We start from the raw sequence: 22,018 nt of genomic DNA, 5'->3' as shown, positions 1-22,018 counted from the left end.
AGTGCTTTTTGTTTTTTTACCATCAACCATCAACCATCAACCAACTTAATACCAACGTTTTTTCTTCTTCTTAGAAGCTTCGCTTTTACGCCCTTTTTTATACTTACTGCCACCTTGTTTTTTGTGTACAATAGGTTTTGCCTTAGGATCTAAAGGATAAGGGTGTTCCGTCTCTACAGGAATCTGAACATTGATCGCATTTTGTATCGTTTTTACATAGGTCTTTTCATCTGCAGAGCACATAGAATAAGCCTTACCAACATGACCGGCTCTTCCTGTTCGTCCTATACGGTGCACATAAGTTTCTGCAACATTTGGCATATCAAAATTAAGCACATTATCTAGCTCATTAATGTCAATACCACGTGCGGCCACATCTGTAGCAATCAACACTTTTACATAGCCATTTTTAAATTTGTTTAAAGCGGTTTGTCTATCGCTTTGGTTTTTATCCCCGTGAATACTATTTACAGCATAACCATTTTTAGATAGCGTTTTTTCAAGCTTATCTACCCCATATTTGGTACGTCTAAAAATAAGGACATTGCCTTCAATAGTATTGCGCATTAAGTGTAAACACAATTCTATTTTACTTTGTTTAGGGACATAATATAAGATCTGACTTACATCTTTTGCTACCGATTTGGTTGGCGTAACGTCAATACGTTCAGGAGTTTTTAAGATTGAAGTGGCTAAGTCTTCAATTTTATCCGGAATCGTTGCCGAGAATAATAAGCTTTGTTTGTCATTAGGACACAAACGCTCAATTTTTTTAACATCGTCAATAAAGCCCATGTCTAACATGAGATCGGCTTCATCTAAAACTAAAGTTTCAACATAGTCGAGATTAATATAATCTTGTTTGTGCAAATCGAGTAAACGCCCTGGTGTAGCCACCAAAATATCGATCCCTTTTTTTAGGACGTCAATTTGAGGTTCTATAGAAGCGCCACCAAAAACCACTAAAGAGGTGAGGTTAGTGAACTCGGCGTAGGTGTTGAAATTCTTTTGAATTTGTATGGCGAGTTCTCGTGTTGGACTTAAAATTAAAGCCTTTATTTTTTTACCTTTTTTAGGCGCATCTTGTTTATCAAAAAGATTTTGCAAGATAGGCAACGCAAAAGCCGCTGTTTTTCCGGTTCCGGTTTGTGCTGAAACAATGACGTCTTTACGATCTAAAATAAAAGGAATAGCACGTTGTTGTACTAAAGTTGGTGCTATATAACCTGAAGCTTCAACAGCTTTTAGGATTGGCTTAATAAGATGTAAGTCTTTAAATGACATAGGTTTTGTATTTGTTACAAAGGTAGAATATTTGTGAATTCAAACTTTGATTTAAAAATTGTAAAATTACAAATCACGTTAGTTTGCGTAATTTATGAAATATGAGCATATCGTATCGAGAACCATTTTGTTTCAATAGCTTCTCAATACATCCCGATAAAAATATCGGAACAATCGAAGTGACGAAATCGTTCTACCAACGCTCTTTTATCCAGTCGTTTTGTTCTTGTTCCGTTAAAAAAGTCCAAGCGATAAATCTACTGATTTTATGGCCTTGTCCCATTTCAATAGTTTTTACGACAGTCGCATTTACTTTTTCTAAAATCTTATAGGTTGGTTTTAATGTCGCTTCTTTAGAAATTAAACTTGTAAACCAAAAACACTGTTTTCCAAAGTGTTTGCTTTCATAAATCATGTCTTTTACAAAACGCGCTTCACCACCTTTAGTCCATAATTCATTGTGTTGTCCGCCAAAATTTAAAAGGGCTTTATTAGGACGTTTTCCTTTTAAGTTTTTTTGCTTTTTAAGGCTTGCTTTTTGCGCGTCTTCTGCAGAGGCATGAAAAGGAGGGTTACAAATGGTGAAATCTACTTTTTCTTCAGGTTTTAAAATGTCGTTAAAAAAGTTGTTAGACTTTTCTTGACGTCTTATTTCTAGGGTAGATCGCAGTTTGTAATTTTTCTGCTCAATAGTTTTCGCAGAACTTATAGCTGTTTCATCAGTATCACTACCTATAAAAGACCAACCATATTCATGCTGCCCAATAATAGGGTATATGCAATTGGCGCCAACCCCAATGTCTAGACCTTTTATGTGTTTTCCTTTAGGAATTTCAGATTGGTTGCCTTTTAGTAAATCAGCAATATTATGAATGTAGTCTGCACGTCCTGGAATTGGAGGACATAAATAATGCTCAGGAATATCCCAGTACTCTAAACCGTAATGGTGAATTAATAAAGCTTTATTCAAGGCTTTTACAGCAGCAGGATTGAAAAAATCTACAGATTCATCTCCGTATTTATTTGGCGCAACATATTTAGCTAATTCTGGTGAGCTCTTTATTAAGGCTTCAAAATTATAGCGTGTGCGGTGTTGGCTTCTAGGATGAAGTTCTGATTTTACTTGTGGATGTTGTTTTTTCTTTTCCAATACATGTTAATTTAAAGGTACAAAGGTAATGGAAAAGAAATTGGGTTATTAGACCTTAGCCCAAATAACCCAATTATTTAAAATTCAATTTGAAAACGTCCTAATCGCCTTTTTTAAATTTTAAAACCTCTTCGCCTAAAGCATTAAAAAAACTTAATGTATTATTTTCTTTTTTATAGGTTGCAATGGACTGCAAGGCTTTATCAAAACGATCGGGGATGGTCATATCCATACACATCTTTTTTGTGGACGCTATGGCACCAAAATTAATGGTGTCGGAGTTTATCTTTTTAATTTGACCGGTGTAATTGTTACAGCCATTAGTACCGTAGACTTGCATTTTAGTGGTATTAATCTCAAGCGTTGGGACTTTGGGAGTCTCGGTAATGGGCTCTTCATTAATATGGGTCGCCACCCAAATATCGTGAATGGCTAATTTAGGATCTTGTTTTTTCTCTAAAACCTTCACCAACTCGTAGTGTAGTGAAGAGGCGTCTGCAGGCGTGCTACTTTTATCTAAAGTTGTTTTTAAGACTTCAATTTTTTGAAGATAGCCAGGTTCAAAATTAAAGCCTTTAATAGGGGTATATAAGTTAGACCATTCTGCATTTTCGTAATTCTCAGTTTGGCTCCATTGCAAGCAGGTTGTTTTCCCGGCGCCAGCATCACAATTTACTTTTGCGCTATTCACCCAATAGGTTTCTGTGGTTTGTTTTGAAGTCCCACAAGCACTAAGCATCATTGTGAAAATAAAAAAAGGAATGGTTTTTAATAGGGTCATAAATATAAGTATTGGTTATAGGGCTTAAATTTCAAAAGTCTTGCCAATTCTAAGATGCTGTTGTTAAATAAATGTTAGAGTATGTGGCACTATGTACTAAAGTTTTGATTTGTAATTGACTATGCTTTTTGCTTGAAAATATTCAGGTGGACTTCTTAATAAAGTCGCTTATAAATTACTCCTACAGGGAATTCCATTTTACCATCGTCTAGATTCCGAAGGGATCTTAGATTTATTTTAAGGTAATCACTAAATCATCTTGACCTACCATACTGCCTTCAGACAATGCTATGGCCGCAATTTTACCAGCTTTAGGAGCCGTTACTGTAGTTTCCATTTTCATAGCTTCAATAATAAAAAGCGGGTCATTTTCTTTTACCGTAGCCCCTTTTTTGACTAAAATTTTATAGAGGGCACCTTGCAGTGGTGCTCCAACTTGGTTATCGGCTTCAGGGTCTATTTTTAGGTTCTCTACTTTTTTAATATTTAAGGAGGTATCAAAAATTTCTACAAATCGATTTTCTCCATTTACTTTAAAAAATACCGTTCTCATACCGTTATCATTAGGAATACTGACGGATAGGAGTTTTACAATAATGGTTTTTCCGGGCTCTAAAGTGATTTTGGTTTCCTCTTGAAGTTTCATGCCATAGAAGAAATCTTTAGTCGGTATAAGGGCGATATTGCCGTATTTCTTATAATTCTCATGGGCAGTTTCAAAAACCTTCGGATAGAGCATAAAGGATAAGAAGTCTTCCATTTCAATAGGTCGGGTAAAGCCTTGTTGAAACTTGGTTTTAAAGGAGGCAAATTCTTTAGTGAAATCTACAGGTTCTAAATACGCGTTAGGTCGGTCTGTATACGCTTTTCTATTTTTAAGAATAATTTTTTGAAGCTCTTTGGGAAAACCACCGTTCGGTTGTCCTAAATCGCCTTTAAAGAAATTAATAACCGACTCCGGGAAAGAGAGGCTATCGCCACGTTGCATCACATCTTCTGGTGTTAAATTGTTAGTCACCATAAATATGGCCATATCGCCGACCACTTTAGAGCTTGGGGTGACTTTAATAAGATTACCAAACATTGTATTGACCTGAGCATACATTTTTTTTACCTCATCAAACCGATCGCCTAAACCTAATGCGATAGCTTGTGGTCGTAAATTGGAGTATTGACCGCCTGGAATTTCATGCTGATAAACCTCAGCGGTTCCGGCTTTTAATCCGGATTCAAAAGGATAATACATCTCGCGTGTGTCTTCCCAATAATTTGAAAACTGATTTAATTTCTGTATATCAAAATCGTGTGCCCTTGGTTGGCCTTTCAGCATTTCAACAACCGCATTAAAATTAGGCTGCGACGTTAAGCCCGATAAGCCTCCGAGTGCCACATCTACAACATCTACACCTGCTTCTATGGCCTTTAAATATGTGGCCGTTTGTAGTGATGAGGTATCATGGGTGTGTAATTGGATGGGGATCTTTACGCTATCTTTTAAAGCCGCAACTAATTCTGTTGCCGCATATGGTTTTAGTAAACCGGCCATGTCTTTTATGGCTAACATATGGGCGCCTGCGTTTTCTAAATCTTTAGCCAAATTGGTATAGTACTTAAGATTGTACTTGCGCTCTGTGGGGTCTAAAATATCACCGGTGTAACTGATGGCCGCTTGGGCAATACCACCGGTTTTATTTCTTACATAATTTATACTTGGTTCCATGGCTTTAACCCAATTTAGGGAATCGAAAATTCTAAAAATATCGACACCATTTTCCCATGATTTTTCTACAAATTTTTCAATTAAATTATCCGGATACGCTTTATAACCCACCGCGTTAGAACCCCGTAATAACATTTGAAACAAGATGTTGGGGATCGATTTTCGTAATTCTCTCAAGCGTGTCCAAGGACTTTCATGTAAAAAACGCATACAAACATCAAACGTAGCGCCGCCCCAAACTTCCATACTAAAGGTGTTAGGGTGGTTTTTGGCAAAACTTTCCGCAACGTTTAGCATATCGTAACTACGCATTCGGGTGGCTAAGAGCGATTGGTGAGCATCGCGCATGGTTGTGTCTGTATACTGTATTTTGTTTTCATCTTTTAACCATTGACAAAATCCTTCAGGGCCTAATTCGGTTAATAAATCTTTTGTGCCCTTCGGAAAGGCTTCTGAGCGACTGTATCTAGGGACTTTGGCAGTTCTAAAGACTTTATTTTCGTCAATGTTTTTAACATCAGGGTTTCCATTAACAATTACTTCGGCTAGAAAATTAACCGCTTTCGTGGTACGGTCTTGAGGGCGTTTTATTTCGAAAAGCTCTGGAGTGTTTTCAATAAAATTAACGGTAACGTTTCCCGATTTAAAGGTGTTATGCTGAATGACATTTTGAAGAAAATGAATGTTGGTTTTAACGCCTCTAATTCTAAATTCTTTAAGGGCGCGCACCATTTTTCTCACGGCACCATCTAAAGTACGTCCTTGTGCCGAGACTTTAACGAGCATTGAATCGAAAAAAGGACTGACATTATAACCCTGATAAATACTACCAGCATCTAAACGGATGCCCATACCAGAGGCACTTCTGTAGGTGGTAATATTCCCGTAGTCTGGCGTAAAATTGTTTTCAGGATCTTCTGTGGTTAAACGACATTGTAGGGCATATCCGGTTGTTTTAATAGAATTTTGTTCGTAGATTTTTATTTGCTGATCCGATAATTTGTAACCTCCGGCAATAAATATTTGGGTTTTTACCAAATCAATCCCCGTAACCATTTCTGTTACGGTATGTTCAACTTGAATTCTTGGGTTCACTTCAATAAAATAAACCTGATTCTCCTTATCAATTAAAAATTCTACCGTACCAATATTGTTGTAATTAACTTCAGAAGTAATGGCAATAGCATATTTGTATAAGGCTTCTTTTACTTTTTCAGAAACATTAAATGACGGTGCAACTTCTACAACTTTTTGATGGCGACGCTGTACAGAGCAGTCACGCTCAAATAAATGGCGGATGTTGCCATGTCTGTCGGCAACAATTTGAACTTCAATATGCTTTGGGTTTTCTACATATTTTTCTAAAAACATGGAGTCGTCACCAAAGGCATTTAAGGCTTCGTTTTTAGCGGAGTCAAAATGTTGTTCTAAATCTTTGTTATTTCGCACCACACGCATTCCACGACCACCACCACCTGATGCCGCTTTAAGCATAAGGGGGTATCCAATACTATTGGCTTCTGAAAGTGCAACTTTTAATGAGGTTAGGCTATTTTGGTTACTTTCTATAATAGGAACTTGACATTTTACGGCGATTTTCTTTGCTGTTATTTTATCGCCTAAGGCATCCATGACTTCGGGGTCGGGTCCTATAAAAACAATATCATTTTCAGCACAACGTCTTGCAAATTCTGAGTTTTCAGATAAAAAACCATATCCCGGATGGATGGCATCGACATGTTTGCGCTTTGCTAAACCAATAATTTCCTCAATATCTAAATAGGGTTTTAAAGGCTCGTGGTCTTCACCTATTTGGTAAGATTCATCGGCTTTATTGCGGTGCTGAGAATAACGATCCTCGTAGGTGTATACCGCAACCGTAGCGATATTTAATTCCGTACAAGCACGTAACACACGGATGGCAATTTCACTTCGGTTAGCTACTAGAATTTTCTTGATTTTCATATGACTTAATGGATATATTACGTGTTTGGACCTTTTAGTTTCTGAGTATTATTGCATTCTGCTTAAAGATATAAAACACTCGCGAAAACGTTTTCGTTAAATACTTTTATTTTCAGATTTCTTATCGGTGTTGAAATTAAAGGCCTCGTTTGATATCTTTTGATGCTATCGCTAGGAATTATAGTCCTAAAGCTAAAATAGGAGTGACTCTCTTCGCTAATATTCAAAAGTTAGAAGGTAGATTTTTGGAGTCAGCTATAACAAAGTAATAAGCGGTTATTATTAGAGCTTTTACTTTTTTCAATTCCATTATGAATTTAGATGATTGTTATGATGTTTACTTGTCAATTAAGTAAAATAAAATTCAAACGGCTCTACTTTTAATCATCTCTATTTCAGTTTTTAAAGTGTTTTGTAGATGTTAAAAAATGTTAAAGCGGTTATTTTTTAAAACCCACTAATTCATTTTCTCGTAAGCATTAATGTCTCCACTCTAGAGGCATAACTAATAACCTTTTAACCAAAAACTAATTCACATGAAAAACAAAATTACACAAGTTATTGCATTGTCAATGACTTTATTTATTTCAACAAATTTGTTTGCGCAAGTCGTTACTAGCAGTGCAGATGATGGAACAGACGGAACGTTACGAAACGAGATTGCAGATACGCCTGCAGGTGGCACGATTACTTTTGATGCCGCTATAACTACAGTAAGCTTAAATAGTGAGTTGTTAATTACTAAAGAACTCACAATTGATGGGAGTTCGGTAACAATTGATGCGAATTTTAATGGTAGAGTATTTTATATTACTGCTGGTCCGTTAGAATTAAATGGTTTAACACTGACCAATGGTGTGGCGATTGATGGTGGTGCAATTTACTTAACCAATGCGGCAGTTACAATCAACAATTGTATAATTACTAATAATCAAGCTAACGGAACATCAGGTTCTGGAGGTGGTATTTTTAATGACGTTGGAGGTGTTTTAACCGTTAACGATTCTGAAATATCATACAATCTAGCGAATAGAGCTGGTGGAGGAATTGAAGATAATTCAGGAGCTGGTTTAGCAATAACCCTAAATAATGTTACTCTTAATAATAACACTACAGGTGTTTCACCTGCGGCTGCGGCTCCCGGTAATGGAGGTGGTCTGCATATAACAGGAGCAGGAGATGCTCTTATTTCAGGTGGAATGGTGTCTGAAAATACGGCTGCTAAAGAAGGTGGCGGCTTATGGAACGGATCTGGAATTATGACCGTTTCAGGAACAGCAATAACAGGAAACTCTGCTGTAGGAGATGCTACTGGAGGTGGTGGAATTTTCAATAACGGTGGAACAGTTAACATTAATAATACAACAATACTTAGTGAGAATATAGCTATGGGAGCAACGCCTGGTGGTCGTGGTGGTGCAATTTTTAATAGTACTGATGGTATTTTGAATTTAGCTGAAGGCCTTGCAATTACGGGTAACTATGCCAGTAGAGCAGGTGGTGCTATTGAAGATAATTCTAATGGAACTTTAATTTTATCTGGTGTTACACTGACTGGAAATTCTGCAGGTGTAGCTATTGGTTTAGGAAACACAATTGCACCAAACCCAGGAAATGGTGGTGCTGTGCACTTATCAGGAACGACGAATGCGACTATTTCTAATTTTTCGACAATTTCAAATAATTATGCCGCTCAAGAGGGTGGTGGACTTTGGAACAATATGGGAGTTATGAATGTGAGTACAACATTTTTGGATGGTAATATAGCTTCTGGAGATGCTGCTGATGATGGTGGTGGTGCTATTTTTAACAATGGTGGCACATTAATCGTTGGTAATGCAGCTTCAATAATAAATAATATTGCAGATGGGGTTGCAGGTTCTGGAGGAGCTATTTTAAGTACCAATGGAGCGGTTACAATTACAGATGCGGTGTTAGCTTTTAATCAATCTAACCGCGCCGGTGGTGCGATTGAAATTATAGATGGGTCAATTGAATTTTCGGGGAACTTTAATATTAGTGATAATAATACTGGTGTTTCACCAGCTGTTGCTAGTCCTGGAAATGGAGGTGCATTGCATATTAGTGGTTCTGCTACAGCGATGATTATTGGTGGAACAATGGCTAATAATGTTGCAGCAAGAGAAGGTGGTGCACTGTGGAATAGTACTGCAACAATGACTGTAGATGGCACTATGATTGACTCTAATATCGCAAGCGGACCAGCAGCTGATGATGGTGGTGCAGGGATCTTTAACAATGGTGGGACGCTAATCGTACAAAATGGGACTGTAATTACGAACAACGTGGCTGATGGAACTTCTGGTTCTGGCGGTGGACTTTTAAGTATTGGAGGTGCTGTAATGGTTGAAGACGCTTCAATAACAAATAATCGTGCCAATAGAGCAGGTGGTGGTATTGAATTGGCAGATGGAACATTAGATATGTCAAGCACAGATTTAAGTTATAATAATGTCGGTGTTTTACCAGCAGTCGCTAGCCCTGGAAATGGTGGTGGATTGCATTTAGGTGGTCCTGCTACTGCAACAATTGCTTATAGTACGGTAAGAGATAATTTTGCAGTTGAAGGTGGTGGACTTTGGAATGGCGGATCAGATATGACAGTGACGACTTCAGAAATATCTGGTAATTCAGCAAACGAAGGTGGCGGTGTTTATAATGAAACAGGAGCAACTTCTACAATTATGACCAGTACCATTTCTGGTAATGCAGCATCAATTTCAGGTGGTGGATTAACGAATAATGGATTTAGTTTAGAACTAAATGCTGTAACTGTAGCAATGAATGAAACGCCAGGCAATGGTGGTGGAATTGATGCTGTAAACAGTGTGGATTTAAAGAATACGATTGTAGCGTTGAATTCTGCAGCTTCTGGGACTGATGTTTCAGGAACAATAATTTCAAACGATTATAATTTAATTGGCTCAGATGATTTGAATGTGTTTACACTTCAAACCAATGATATTGTTGGTGTTAATCCTTTATTAGGTCCATTACAAGATAATGGGGGTACAACATTTACACATCAACTATTAAACGGTTCTTTAGCTTATGATGCAGGTGATTCCACTGATGTTTTTGTAGATCAGATAGGCCAAGTTGTATATGGCTCTGCTCGTGATATTGGGGCTTTTGAAGCCCAAATGACACTGTCATTAGAAGATTTCAATTCTGAATCAGTCTTTAATATCTTTCCAAATCCAACCAATGGACAATTCAATATTGTGATAGATGATTCAATATCTGGTGATATGGATGTTCAAATTACATCAATGACAGGAAAATTATTAAAGCAATTGCCATTATCTACGGGTAATAATACAATGGATATAAGTGGTATGTCTTCTGGGATATATATTGTTAATGTGATTACGAATAGAGGGCGTACTTCACACAAATTAATTTTAGAATAAAGTTATATAACTACCACTTATTTATATGAAAAGGCCATCGAAAGATGGTCTTTTTTTTGAATATGTAAACCCTGTTCGCTATTCTGTTTAATTAATGTTATGGTTAACATTTGTTTTTGCTTCTGAATTGTAAGGCTTAAAGATGTAAAAAGGAAGAGGTGAAGTGCTGTTTGTTGAAATGTTTCTGTTGGGTTAGAAAGTAAATAGCCTTTTTAATTGGAGAACAAATAACAACGTTTGAAATTTAGAACTACGTTGTTTATAGGGTTTAGAAAGCTATAAGGAGGTCTTGAAGCGAAGTTTTATTTAAGAGCTAAGGGAGATAACTATTGTGCAAAAAAAAAATCGCAAGAACTTAAACTTGCGATTTTTTGCTATTAATCCTAGGGAAACTATCTGTGTACAAATTTATTAGGGTTTTGTACAGGGGCAAAACTAAGACTTTTTAAGAAGCAAAAAATTGATGTATGTTAATAAATTTAGTTTTTAAGGATTATAAAGTTCTTTTCTTATGCGGCTTAGACTTTCTGTAGTAATGCCTAAATAGGAGGCAATATGGTAGTTTTTTAATTTCTTTTCTAAATCGCTATGCGTGTCTAAAAATATAAGATAACGGGCTTTTGCCGATTGTGATAGGCTGAGAATGATTCGTTTCTGAAATGCCGCATAGGCTCCTTCAAGCTTTCGGATAATAAAACTTTGCACCTGAGGAATTTCCGAATAGAAAAATGCTTTATTGGCCTTAGTTAAACTATATACTGTGGCGTCTTCTAAGACTTCGAGAGTCATATAAGCTTTTGTATCGGTGAAATAGGCGATGTAATCTGTAATCCACCAATCTTTAATTCCGAATTGAACGGTATGTTCTTTTCCAGAATCGTCCATATGAAAAGTTCTTAGACAGCCGTCATAGATATAGAACATCTCATCAATATCCTCATTCTCTTTAAAAATGATGCTTCCTTTTTTGTAGTGCTTTTTTATAAAGACTTTAGAAATAACGTCTAGTTCTTTCTCTGAAAAAGTAATTCCGTTAAAAATTTCTCGAAATATATTGTGATTTGTGTTCGCCAAATGTTCATGTTTAAACGTGAAATTATGGAATTGTTTTTTATTCCCGGACTTCCTCGTCTTATTTTAATATAAAATGGTTAATCTGTATTTTAATGTAAGAAAATAACAGTGTATACGTGTGATGTAAATTTTAATTTCAGGCTAACGATGAAAGAGGAATGGCGTTTGTTTCTACCTTTTATAACCCTATCGAGTTGTACACTGTTTTTGCGTAATAAAACTTAGGAATTCTTTGTTTGCGGAAATTACAAGGCCTTGTTATAGGTAACAGTTTTTTAATAGGAGCGATAGGGAAGAGGGCAACGAGGTTAGGACTTTAAGAAAAAAACCACTTAGAATGATCTAAATGGTTTTTCTACATTAGTTGATATAGGGAGAACGTTTAATTTTTAACGATTCTAAAGATTTTTCCTTTAGTGTGGGGTTGATCTGTTTCCTTCACCTTAAATAAATAGATGCCATTATCGTAAGGACTCATATTAATTTGATGCGTTCCACTGCGGAATGTGTTGCTGTTAATTCGCTTTCCTAATAAATCATAAATTTCTACAGTAATACTTCTATCAGTCTTAAGGGTTAATCTATTTTTTACCGGATTAGGATGAAGTGTTACTGTCTTACTAAGGTCATAATCATCTACTGATAGATTAGACATAGGCACACAGTCTGAAATTACGGTACAACCATCTACGGTCAGTTCTACAGCATATTCGCCATCTATGGTTGGTGCAAAGACCTGATCCGTTGCGCCATCAATAGGCGTATTGCCGTTTAAACAATCGAGCCATTGGTACGATGCGCCACTGAGATTAGCCGTTATCGTGCTGGCCTCTGCTGTTACAGAATTATCAATTTCAGAATTAAAATTAACGCTTATACTTGATGATGTTACGGAACATAAGCTTGAATTTACGTTTGTAATTTCTACACTATAATTCCCACTAGTTGTTACGTCAATACTTCGTGTGGTGGCACCATTAGACCAAACATAATTTCCTTCAGCATAATCTGCTGTTAGAGTTACTGTGGTTCCAAAACAGGCTGGTAAGCTTGTAGAGGCGGTTACTGTATTTTCAGGTAACTCATAGACCGTTATGGTTTGGGTAGCAACATCGGTTAAACCTGTACTTGAGTCTTCAAGAGCTAAACTCACCGTATAGGCTCCAGGCGTACTAAAAGTATGCGCAGAATTTACTGTGCTGCTTGTTTCACCATCATCAAAATTCCAAAGTTGGTTGTCATAATCGACACTAAGATTTGTAAAGGTTATAGAACTTCCTGAACAAATTTCTGTAGCATCGGTTGAGAACATAGCCTTTGGTAAAATGGCTTTATTAATGGTATCTGTCATTACCACACTATAATTACCATAAACATCCTTAAACTGTGTATTCAGTTTATATTCACCTGCCCATAATTGGCTGACATCAATTTCTAACAGATTGAAATTAGCGGTCGCTGGCGTGATGTCTACACTAATCACAGAAGCGGTGTCGTCATTAAACCAATAGTCATAACTTACTAAGGTGTTATTCGGAAAGGTTATGGGGGTTGGCGGTTTAACAAAAATCTTACTAATAACGCTACTCCATTGCCCAATGTCGTCTTGAAACCGAATGTAAAATTCGTTAATATCATTAGGCAAACTACTCACATCGATGTCGGTCACTAAATTATAATCTACCGATGGCGTAATTGAAACATAAATTGGGTCTTCGTCGTCATCAAAACCATACTCATAACCTACAATGTTACTTGCAGTGACAAAGGCTTCAGGAGGTTTTACAAATATTTTGCTAATTATGCTGCTCCATTGTCCAATATCATCTTGAAACCGAATGTAGAAAACATTCACGTCATTAGGTAAATTGCTCACATCAATATCCGTGACTAAATTATAGTCTGCTGTTGCTGCTACATCAACATAAACGGGAGGGTCTTCATTATCAAATGCATATTCATAACCTACAATGTTACTTGCAGTGGCAAAGGCTTCAGGAGGTTTTACAAATATTTTGCTAATTATGCTGCTCCATTGTCCAACATCATCTTGAAACCGAATGTAAAAAACATTCACATCATTAGGTAAATTGCTCACGTCAATATCCGTGACTAAATTATAGTCTGCTGTTGCTGCTACATCAACATAAACGGGAGGATCTTCATTGTCAAATGCATATTCATAACCTACAATGTTGCTCACTGTGGCAAAGGCTTCTGGAGGTTTTATAAATATTTTGCTAATTATGCTGCTCCATTGTCCAACATCATCTTTAAACCTAATATAGAAAACATTCACATCGTTAGGTAAACTACTAACATCAATAGAAGTATTTAGATTAAAACTCGCTGTTGGTGGTACGTTGATATATACCGGTGGAGCGTTATTGTCAAAGGCATATTCGTAACCGACTATAACATTCTGTGCTGCACTATGAAAGCTAAAAAGCAAACTTAATAACAACCATAGTTGTGAAATTAATTTAAGTGCTTTCATAATTAATTGTCTTGAACTTCTACGGTTATATTAACTTGAATTTGACCACTTGCATCTGAAGCTCCAGATATTGTTTTACTTACAATATGGGGGTTTGATGGAATAGAATAGTCTTTCCATGAATAGGCACCACCATAAATTCCTGTCTCTGTGCCATCCGTACCTAAATTGGAGGCCGCGGTAGGTTGTAAATGGTAGTCGTGCTCATAATCAAAAGTGCTTCCTGTTTGATCTACCAAGACTTCAGAGCGCGTCATGTAATAATTGTTCACAAGTGTTGGGTCTGTTCCTAAACTTGGGGTTCCATGGCAAAAAATGTTGTTTTCAAAAGTTGAATCTGCACCGTAGCTTAGTTCTGATCCTTGATTTACAAAAATATTATTTTGAAGCACGCAATTGTTAAAGGTGAATCCGCCATAAATATAACCCGATATATCCTCATACAAGAATACATTATTGGAGAGGTATAAATCTGTTAGAGACGCATTTCTATTGCCACTAACAATAATATTGTTAAAAAAAGAGCTGCTTCTTAAATTGGAACCATCGTATATTGAAGTAAATATGTTTTCAACAAATGCATTATTGTAACTGGTATTGGTGCTGCCTGGCACCCTAAGATTACCCCACTTGCAACGTTTTATTACAACGTCATTAACTGACATATCGGTTCCAGGAGAACCAAGATATAGGTCAGAGGTAATGTTTACACCTTCAAGATGAAAACCATCGGCATTTTCGCCAAGAATAACTTGCCCCGAAATTGTGGTTTTAAATGTTGCTGTGGTAGCCTCTGGATGATGTCCGGCACCAAAAATAGTGAGCTGCTTATCAAATACACTTGGAGGGGTATGTGTCCCGCCAGGTAAATAAATAGTATCACCAACCACGGCAGCTTCATAGGCTTCTACAAAAGCGCCACTTTCGTTAAAATATTGGGTGCCGTTGGTGGGGCTGTGCAATGCGACAACTTTTTGTGCATTAAGGGTCAATGTGCTACAAAGCACAATAAAAGCTAGAGAAAAGATAGTTTTCATAATAATAGAGTATTTAGTTAAACTTATACTCTTAAATTACAACTAAGTTTTAGTTTTTTTCATGACTTTTGTCATGTGACTATCAGATTATCAGTCAATTACCTTTGGGGAATTAATAGGGAAATTGTGCATGTACAAACGAATGATAATGGCCATTAAAAATAGGCTTCACGCTTTATCTAAATCAAACAAAATATTAAAAGCTAGTTTTCTGGCTAAAACAGAAAAAACCCATTTCAAAAAAGAAATGGGTTTAATTTATAAAACTATAATGTGTAAAAACATTATTTAATCATCTCGTAACTACGCTTAATAAAGTTGGTTAACTCTTCACCTTTTAAAAGGCCTTGTGATAAACGTGCTAAGTCTAAACTTTGCGTTATTAAACGTTCTTTGCTCTCTTTAGAGTCCGCTTCTAAGATATCACCAACTAAAGGCGAATTGGTATTAACAATAAGGTTGTATATCTCTGGCATGTTACCAAACATATTCATACCACCACCTCCACCGGTCTGTTGCATCTCTTTCATTCTACGCATAAATTCAGGTTGGGTAATGATAAATGGTGAAGCATCACTATCCATAGCCTCTAATTGTACCGTGAATTTTTCAGAAGGAACAACTTCTTTTAAAAGGGTGTCTAAAGTGGTTTGTTGCTCTTCCGTTAATTTAGAAATCGTAGTTTCCTCTTTCTTAATTAAATTGTCAATATGATCTCCATCAACACGTGCAAAAGAAATGTTTTCTTTAGACGATTCTAATTTCTGAATTAAATGCGATACAATAGGAGAGTCTAACATTAATACCTCATAACCTTTAGCTTTGGCAGCTTCAATATAGCTGTGCTGTTGGTCTTTGTTAGACGCATAAAGTATAACTAGCTTACCATCTTTATCAGTTTGGTTTGCTTTAGTTTTGTTATATAATTCTTCGTAAGTATAGAACTTACCATCTACACTTGGATATAATGCGAAAGCATCTGCTTTTTCAAAGAATTTTTCTTCAGAAAGCATTCCGTATTCGATAACAATTTTTATATCGTCCCATTTTGCTTCAAAATCTTCTCTATTGCTGTTGAATAGTGATTTTAATTTATCGGCAACCTTACGCGTGATATAAGAAGAAATTTTCTTTACAGCACCATCGGCTTGTAAGTAAGAACGCGATACGTTTAATGGAATGTCTGGAGAATCAATAACACCACGAAGCATGGTTAAAAATTCAGGAACAATACCTTCAACATTATCTGTTACATATACTTGGTTTTGGTACAGTTGAATTTTATCCTTTTGCATGTTCATATCGTTGGTCATCTTAGGGAAATATAAAATTCCCGTTAAGTTGAACGGATAATCAACATTTAAATGGATATGGAATAAAGGCTCTTCAAATTGCATTGGGTACAATTCTCTGTAGAAACCTTTATAGTCTTCTGCCTCTAACTCTGTAGGTTGTTTTGTCCACGCTGGGTTAGGGTTGTTAATAATGTTATCAACAGTAATTTGTTTATGAGGCTCAGTGGTTTCTTTACCTTCAGCATCTGTAGTCGTTTCCGGCGTAAAATCTGGATCGTTAATTTCCTTAGTTCCAAATTTAATTGGAATAGGCATAAACTTGTTATACTTGTTTAATAGAGCACTGATTCTTTGTTCTTCTAAAAACTCAGTAGAATCTTCAGCAATATGAAGAATAATTTCAGTTCCTCTATCTGCTTTATCAGAAGGTTCTAAAGTAAACTCAGGAGAGCCATCACATGTCCAGTGTGCAGCCTCAGCGCCGGTATGTGATTTTGTAATAATCTCTACCTTTTCTGCAACCATAAATGCCGAGTAGAACCCAAGACCAAAGTGACCTATAATTCCAGAATCTTGAGCAGAATCCTTGTACTTATCTAAAAACTCTTCAGCACCAGAAAAAGCGACTTGATTAATGTATTTTTCTACTTCTTCAGCAGTCATACCTAAACCTTGATCAATAATATGAAGTTTTTTACCCTCTTTATCGATCTTTACTTCAATTTGTGGGTTTCCATATTCAGATTTAGATTCCCCTATACTTGTAAGGTGTTTTAATTTTAGTGTGGCATCTGTACCATTACTAATAAGCTCACGTAAAAAGATTTCGTGATCGCTGTATAAGAACTTTTTAATTAACGGAAAGATATTCTCTACCGATACATTAATACTTCCTTTTGTCATGATATATAGTTTTTTGTATAATTAATTTGAACGATTAGCTATAGTCAAATAAAATACCAAGACAATAATTGTGACAAGATGACATATACAAAAGTGTTGTTTACTATACTCTAAGCTTAAGGTTTGTATTATGCGTGCATAATAAATATAAGTCCAACTAAATCTTTGGTAACGCCGAAAAGGTTAGCTTTGTTTTAGAATACTATAATAGAGCGATTGCTGAACTTAAATAAACGACACATGTATAATTCAAAAATAATTGGTTTAGGTAAATACGTGCCCGACAACGTGGTTACTAATGACGATTTGTCTAAAATGATGGACACTAACGATGCTTGGATTCAAGAGCGTACAGGGATAAAAGAGCGCCGTTGGGTTAAAAAGGGGAGTGGTGATACCACAGCAACGATGGGCGTAAAAGCTGCTAAAGTGGCTATTGAGCGTGCCGGAATTGATAAAGATGATATTGATTTTATCATTTTTGCAACCTTAAGTCCTGATATGTATTTTCCTGGTCCTGGGGTGCAAGTGCAACATGCTTTAGGGATTAAAACCGTTGGAGCACTTGATGTCCGTAACCAATGTTCTGGATTTATATATGCCATTTCTGTCGCTGATAATTTTATAAAAACGGGGATGTATAAAAACATCTTAGTTATTGGTAGTGAGTTGCACTCCTTTGGTTTAGATAAAACCACTCGAGGAAGAGGTGTTTCTGTGATTTTTGGTGACGGAGCTGGTGCTGCGGTATTAACCCGAGAAGAGGATAACAGTAAAGGAATTTTATCTACACATCTGCATTCTGAAGGGGAGCATGCTGAAGAATTAGTATTAGTTGCACCCGGAATGGGGAAACGTTGGGTCAGTGATATTATTGCGGATAACGATCCTAATGACGAAAGTTACTTTCCACATATGAATGGGCAGTTTGTGTTTAAAAATGCTGTGGTTCGTTTTAGCGAAGTCATTATGGAAGGCTTAGCCAAAAATAAAATGGAGGTTTCGGCTATTGATATGCTTATTCCACACCAGGCCAATTTGCGTATCGCTCAATTTATCCAGAAGAAATTTAAATTGGCAGATGACCAAGTATTTAATAACATTCAGAAATATGGAAATACAACCGCAGCGTCTATTCCTATTGCTTTAACCGAAGCTTGGGAAGAAGGAAAAATTAAAACTGGAGATACTGTTGTGTTAGCCGCTTTCGGTAGTGGGTTTACTTGGGGAAGTGCGGTTATAAAATGGTAAGAAAATTTTTATAAGCAACTGTTCTACCTATCTTAAAACTATTTATAAACCTGACCTGTTTCTACAGGTCAGGTTTATTTGTTATTAATACGATGTATTCCATCGTTTTTGTGTTCTAATTTTATATCTTGACCTCTTGAAAATGAATCACATCGAACGCATTCTCTACCTTTCAATAGCTTATTGAAATATTTGTGTTGTGATTTTAAGACGATAAACTAATGAACCCGAACAACAAAATTATGGATACGAGTCCTCCCTCTTTTGCGACTAAATTAAAAAAGAAAATTAAAGATTTTGGCCCTGCCTTTTTTATCATTGGCTATGTCGTCGGTACCGGAAGCGTCACCTCCATGGTGGTTTCTGGGGCTAAATTTGGCTTAAGTCTCTCTTGGGCTTTATTGCTTTCTTGTTTTTTTACGTATTTCCTTTTAATCTCTATTAGTAAACTTACTATTGTTACAGGAGATACGCTGATGTTTTTATTTAAAAAGAACTTTGGTAAACCCATAACCTTATTTATTATTATCGCCTTAGCCGTGTCTATTATTTCGTCTGTTATTGGCGTCATGGGTGTGGTGGCTGAGGTGTCTATGGAATGGATTGCCGTAAAAACATCCATTTCGTTTTTAAATAAACCTGCTATAGCGGCTTTATTTACGGCCTTGTTAATAGGTTTGTTTTGGACTGGGAAACACGAGAATTTTATTAAAGCGATGAGTGTTATGGTGGGCTTTATGGCCTTGGCTTTTATATTCACTAGTTTTATGGTCATAAAAGAGTCTGGGAAGTCTATTGTAGATTTCTTTCCAGAGTTGCCTATCGGTGATAATACAGGTTTAATAATAGCAGGGATTGTAGGGACTACAATGGCTGGAGTTTGTTTAGCATCCCGTAGTATTTTAGTCCATGAAGAAAAATGGGGCTTAAACGATTTAAAGAAAGAAAATAAAGATGCGCTTTCTGCCATGGTCATGACTTTTTTAATTAGTCTTGCCATAATGATAAGTGCTACAGGAACCCTGTATTTTAAAGGCACACCTGTTGATGATGCTACCGACTTAATGGCGGCATTAGGTCCGTGGGCAGGCGATTTTGCTCTCACCTTATTTACGTTAGGGATAATAGGAGCAGGCTTATCATCTATATTCCCTAACCTATTACTTTTTCCTTGGTTAATTGCAGATTATAGCAATACACCACGAAATATGAAAAGACCATTATTTAAAGGTATTGTGGTACTCGTAGCATTAACGGGTTTAATTGTGCCTTTTTTAGGCGGAAAACCGGTTTGGATTTTAATTGCCTCGCAAGCACTAAGTCCTTTTGTTATGCCATTAATCACCTTGTTTTTAATAATTTTACTGAATAAATCTCAACTGATGACATCGCACCTGCCTAAGCTAGGTATGAACCTTGCCTTGGGAGCGACGTTTATTTTTAACTGCTATATGTTATATGTCGCTTTAGTTGGATTTATAGATTTTGTACACTAATAAGTTTTAAGAGATTGCAAACCCATGAGTAAAGATTTACAGAAATACGCCCATATACCTTTAAAACAAAAGTCTAATCGTGTTTGGAGAACTTACGAAGGCGGCGCCTTAATTGACCGTTGGAAAAACCATAGCCCAGAAACCGATGGGCAGATGCCAGAGCAGTGGATAATGTCTACCGTGACCGCTCGTGGAAATGGTAGGCCCGAAAACGAAGGCCTTTCTCTAATTGAAACCCCTGAAGGTACGTTTTCTTTAAAAGAATTAATAAACGCCAATAAGGAATTGTATTTAGGTGAAGCCTTGGCTAAGAAGTACGGCACTACTGGTGTATTGATAAAAATGCTCGATTCTATGGAGCGTTTAACCGTGCAAGTGCATCCGGATAAGGCGTATGCTAAAACCGTGTTTAATTCTGAATTTGGAAAAACAGAATCTTGGTATGTGCTGAATACCAGAGAAATTAATGGTGAAAAAAGTGTGGTGTACATGGGCTTTAAAAAGCATGTTACTAAAGCGCTATGGCAAACGCATTTTGAAAATCAAGATATTGAAGGAATGCTAGATTGTTTGCATAAAATAGAAGTGCAACCTGGCGATGCTTTTATGATTTATGGTGGTGTGCCGCATGCTATTGGTGCGGGTTGTTTTCTAATGGAAGTACAAGAGCCTACAGATTATACCATGCGTGTTGAAAAAACAACACCAGCAGGATTAAAAATTGGCCCGGAGTTAATTCATCAAGGGGTTGGAGAAGCGAAAATGTTAGAATGTTTCCACTACGACACCTTTACTATGGAGGAAGCTTTAAACGAATGGAAAATTGAACCTGAAGTTTTAGAACAAACAGAAGCTTATACGCTTAAAACCTTATTCAATACGAAGCATACCAATTGCTTTGGTTTAAGTGAGCTTTTATTAGATGGGGAACACACTATAAAAGGTAATGCTTGTTTTTATGTGGCGGTTATTTATTCCGGTGCAGGACAAATGATCTGTAATGGCGAAACGTATTCCTACGCTCAAGGAGATGAGATTTTTATTTCAGCAGCAATTTCAGAGCTTACGTTTAAGTCCGACACCGCCTCTAAAATTTTACTGTGTTACCCGCCAAATTAAACGGATTAACAATTCACAAATCAAAAGAAAATAAAAATATAAAATGAATTTATTCAATTTAGAAGATCAAATAATTCTTGTTACGGGAGCCTGTGGTGTTCTCGGTGGTGGTATTGCAAAATACTTATTAGAAAATAAGGCAACCGTAATTTTATTACATTATAAGGAAGCTCCTTTATTAGAACGAATCCATGAATTTAAAGCTATAAGTGATAAGGTTGATGGCTATGTGTGTAATGTGGTAGAGGAGGAGAGTCTTCAAGAAGTGGCTAGCACTATAATGGCTAAATATGGAAAAATTGATGTACTTATTAATGCCGCTGGTGGTAATAAACCAGGTGCAACAGTGGCTCCAGGTCAGTCAGTTTTTGATGTAGATATAGAGCAATTTAAACAAGTTATAGATCTGAATTTATTTGGCAGTATTCTTCCGTCCTTAGTCTTTGGTAAAGAAATGTCTAAGCATAAAAAAGGAACTATTATAAATATGTCTTCTATGGCAGCCGATAGGGTGATTACACGCGTAATGGGTTACTCGGCATCAAAAGCAGCTATAGATAATTTTACAAAATGGATGTCTGTAGAATTGGCTCAGAAATATGGGGAAGGTATGCGTGTTAACGCTGTAGCACCAGGATTTTTTATAGGAAACCAAAACCGTGCACTCCTTACTAATGAAGATGGGACTTATACCGATAGAGGTCATACCATTATAAGAAACACGCCAATGGGTCGTTTTGGTGAGGCTGACGAACTTAACGGGGCTGTACATTACCTCTGCTCAGAGGCTTCAAAATTTGTAACCGGAATAGTCGTTCCGGTTGATGGTGGGTTTAGTGCCTACAGTGGTGTTTAAAACACAACAGCTTTAAAAACTTAAAAAGCCCAAACGAAACGTTTGGGCTTTTCAGCTATTAACCAACCTTAACTAACACTATTATAAAAATTAATTTATAATCTTATTACTTAAAAACTATATAGCTTAAGACGTTAGAAATTCATTTTTATTACA

13 protein-coding genes are annotated in these 22,018 nt (G+C 36.5%); 5 read left to right on the top strand and 8 right to left on the bottom strand.

All coding sequences use genetic code 11. The features are described 5' to 3' along the window. Window positions 1-45: 45 nt before the first annotated feature. From ACFQ13_RS11530 to ACFQ13_RS11515, 4 genes are all read right to left on the bottom strand, one after another. Window positions 46-1,284 carry a DEAD/DEAH box helicase gene (locus ACFQ13_RS11530; RefSeq protein WP_386117466.1) on the bottom strand — a complete coding sequence of 413 codons (1,239 nt, stop codon included), beginning with the start codon at window positions 1,282-1,284 and terminating at the stop codon, window positions 46-48. 193 nt (window positions 1,285-1,477) lie between these two features. Further along, a complete protein-coding gene (rlmF, locus tag ACFQ13_RS11525) occupies window positions 1,478-2,434 on the bottom strand; it encodes a 23S rRNA (adenine(1618)-N(6))-methyltransferase RlmF (protein WP_386117463.1) in 957 nt (318 codons plus the stop codon). A gap of 100 nt (window positions 2,435-2,534) precedes the next feature. Next, the gene (locus ACFQ13_RS11520; protein ID WP_386117461.1) at window positions 2,535-3,215 is read right to left on the bottom strand and encodes a DUF4377 domain-containing protein; all 681 of its coding nucleotides are present in this window, start codon (window positions 3,213-3,215) and stop codon (window positions 2,535-2,537) included. A 232-nt stretch (window positions 3,216-3,447) separates the two neighbouring features. Continuing rightward, window positions 3,448-6,900, bottom strand: coding sequence for a pyruvate carboxylase (locus ACFQ13_RS11515; protein ID WP_386117458.1), 3,453 nt, complete (start codon window positions 6,898-6,900; stop codon window positions 3,448-3,450). Between the two features lie 536 nt (window positions 6,901-7,436). Here ACFQ13_RS11515 and ACFQ13_RS11510 point away from each other — a divergent pair. Next, on the top strand, window positions 7,437-10,334 hold the full coding sequence (locus ACFQ13_RS11510; protein WP_386117455.1) for a choice-of-anchor Q domain-containing protein: 2,898 nt from the start codon (window positions 7,437-7,439) through the stop codon (window positions 10,332-10,334). A gap of 486 nt (window positions 10,335-10,820) precedes the next feature. Here the strand turns inward: ACFQ13_RS11510 and ACFQ13_RS11505 are convergent, their stop codons facing one another. From ACFQ13_RS11505 to htpG, 4 genes are all read right to left on the bottom strand, one after another. Then, entirely contained in the window at window positions 10,821-11,408 is a 588-nt protein-coding gene (locus tag ACFQ13_RS11505; RefSeq protein WP_386117452.1) for a Crp/Fnr family transcriptional regulator, read from the bottom strand. Window positions 11,409-11,790: 382 nt separating this feature from the next. Then, entirely contained in the window at window positions 11,791-13,905 is a 2,115-nt protein-coding gene (locus ACFQ13_RS11500; protein ID WP_386117450.1) for a T9SS type A sorting domain-containing protein, read from the bottom strand. A 2-nt stretch (window positions 13,906-13,907) separates the two neighbouring features. Beyond that, window positions 13,908-14,942 (bottom strand): hypothetical protein, encoded by a 1,035-nt coding sequence (locus ACFQ13_RS11495; protein WP_386117448.1) that lies wholly within the window; start codon window positions 14,940-14,942, stop codon window positions 13,908-13,910. 284 nt (window positions 14,943-15,226) lie between these two features. Further along, window positions 15,227-17,140: a molecular chaperone HtpG gene (gene htpG, locus ACFQ13_RS11490; RefSeq protein ID WP_386117446.1), complete on the bottom strand. Its 1,914-nt coding sequence runs from the start codon at window positions 17,138-17,140 to the stop codon at window positions 15,227-15,229. A gap of 240 nt (window positions 17,141-17,380) precedes the next feature. Here htpG and ACFQ13_RS11485 point away from each other — a divergent pair, with 240 nt between their 5' ends. The 4 genes from ACFQ13_RS11485 to ACFQ13_RS11470 all read left to right on the top strand — a co-directional run bounded on the left by ACFQ13_RS11485 (window position 17,381) and on the right by ACFQ13_RS11470 (window position 21,862). Further along, a complete protein-coding gene (locus tag ACFQ13_RS11485; protein ID WP_386117444.1) occupies window positions 17,381-18,391 on the top strand; it encodes a 3-oxoacyl-ACP synthase III family protein in 1,011 nt (336 codons plus the stop codon). 221 nt (window positions 18,392-18,612) lie between these two features. After that, entirely contained in the window at window positions 18,613-19,887 is a 1,275-nt protein-coding gene (locus ACFQ13_RS11480; RefSeq protein WP_386117441.1) for an Nramp family divalent metal transporter, read from the top strand. Between the two features lie 24 nt (window positions 19,888-19,911). Beyond that, window positions 19,912-21,006 carry a type I phosphomannose isomerase catalytic subunit gene (locus tag ACFQ13_RS11475; protein WP_386117440.1) on the top strand — a complete coding sequence of 365 codons (1,095 nt, stop codon included), beginning with the start codon at window positions 19,912-19,914 and terminating at the stop codon, window positions 21,004-21,006. 43 nt (window positions 21,007-21,049) lie between these two features. Continuing rightward, on the top strand, window positions 21,050-21,862 hold the full coding sequence (locus ACFQ13_RS11470; protein WP_386117438.1) for an SDR family oxidoreductase: 813 nt from the start codon (window positions 21,050-21,052) through the stop codon (window positions 21,860-21,862). The last annotated feature ends 156 nt before the right edge of the window (window positions 21,863-22,018 follow it).

The organism is Winogradskyella rapida (genome assembly GCF_042675845.1).
Taxonomy (GTDB): Bacteria; Bacteroidota; Bacteroidia; order Flavobacteriales; family Flavobacteriaceae; genus Winogradskyella; species Winogradskyella rapida.
This window is presented reverse-complemented; position numbering and strand designations above follow the sequence as displayed.

Bases quoted from the DNA above. Each gene is read 5' to 3' on its own strand.
- ACFQ13_RS11530 (WP_386117466.1), bottom strand. From the start codon at position 1,284: ATGTCATTTAAAGACTTACATCTTATTAAGCCAATCCTAAAAGCTGTT.
- ACFQ13_RS11520 (WP_386117461.1), bottom strand. From the start codon at position 3,215: ATGACCCTATTAAAAACCATTCCTTTTTTTATTTTCACAATGATGCTT.
- ACFQ13_RS11515 (WP_386117458.1), bottom strand. From the start codon at position 6,900: ATGAAAATCAAGAAAATTCTAGTAGCTAACCGAAGTGAAATTGCCATC.
- ACFQ13_RS11510 (WP_386117455.1), top strand. From the start codon at position 7,437: ATGAAAAACAAAATTACACAAGTTATTGCATTGTCAATGACTTTATTT.
- ACFQ13_RS11500 (WP_386117450.1), bottom strand. From the start codon at position 13,905: ATGAAAGCACTTAAATTAATTTCACAACTATGGTTGTTATTAAGTTTG.
- ACFQ13_RS11495 (WP_386117448.1), bottom strand. From the start codon at position 14,942: ATGAAAACTATCTTTTCTCTAGCTTTTATTGTGCTTTGTAGCACATTG.
- htpG (WP_386117446.1), bottom strand. From the start codon at position 17,140: ATGACAAAAGGAAGTATTAATGTATCGGTAGAGAATATCTTTCCGTTA.
- ACFQ13_RS11485 (WP_386117444.1), top strand. From the start codon at position 17,381: ATGTATAATTCAAAAATAATTGGTTTAGGTAAATACGTGCCCGACAAC.
- ACFQ13_RS11480 (WP_386117441.1), top strand. From the start codon at position 18,613: ATGAACCCGAACAACAAAATTATGGATACGAGTCCTCCCTCTTTTGCG.
- ACFQ13_RS11475 (WP_386117440.1), top strand. From the start codon at position 19,912: ATGAGTAAAGATTTACAGAAATACGCCCATATACCTTTAAAACAAAAG.
- ACFQ13_RS11470 (WP_386117438.1), top strand. From the start codon at position 21,050: ATGAATTTATTCAATTTAGAAGATCAAATAATTCTTGTTACGGGAGCC.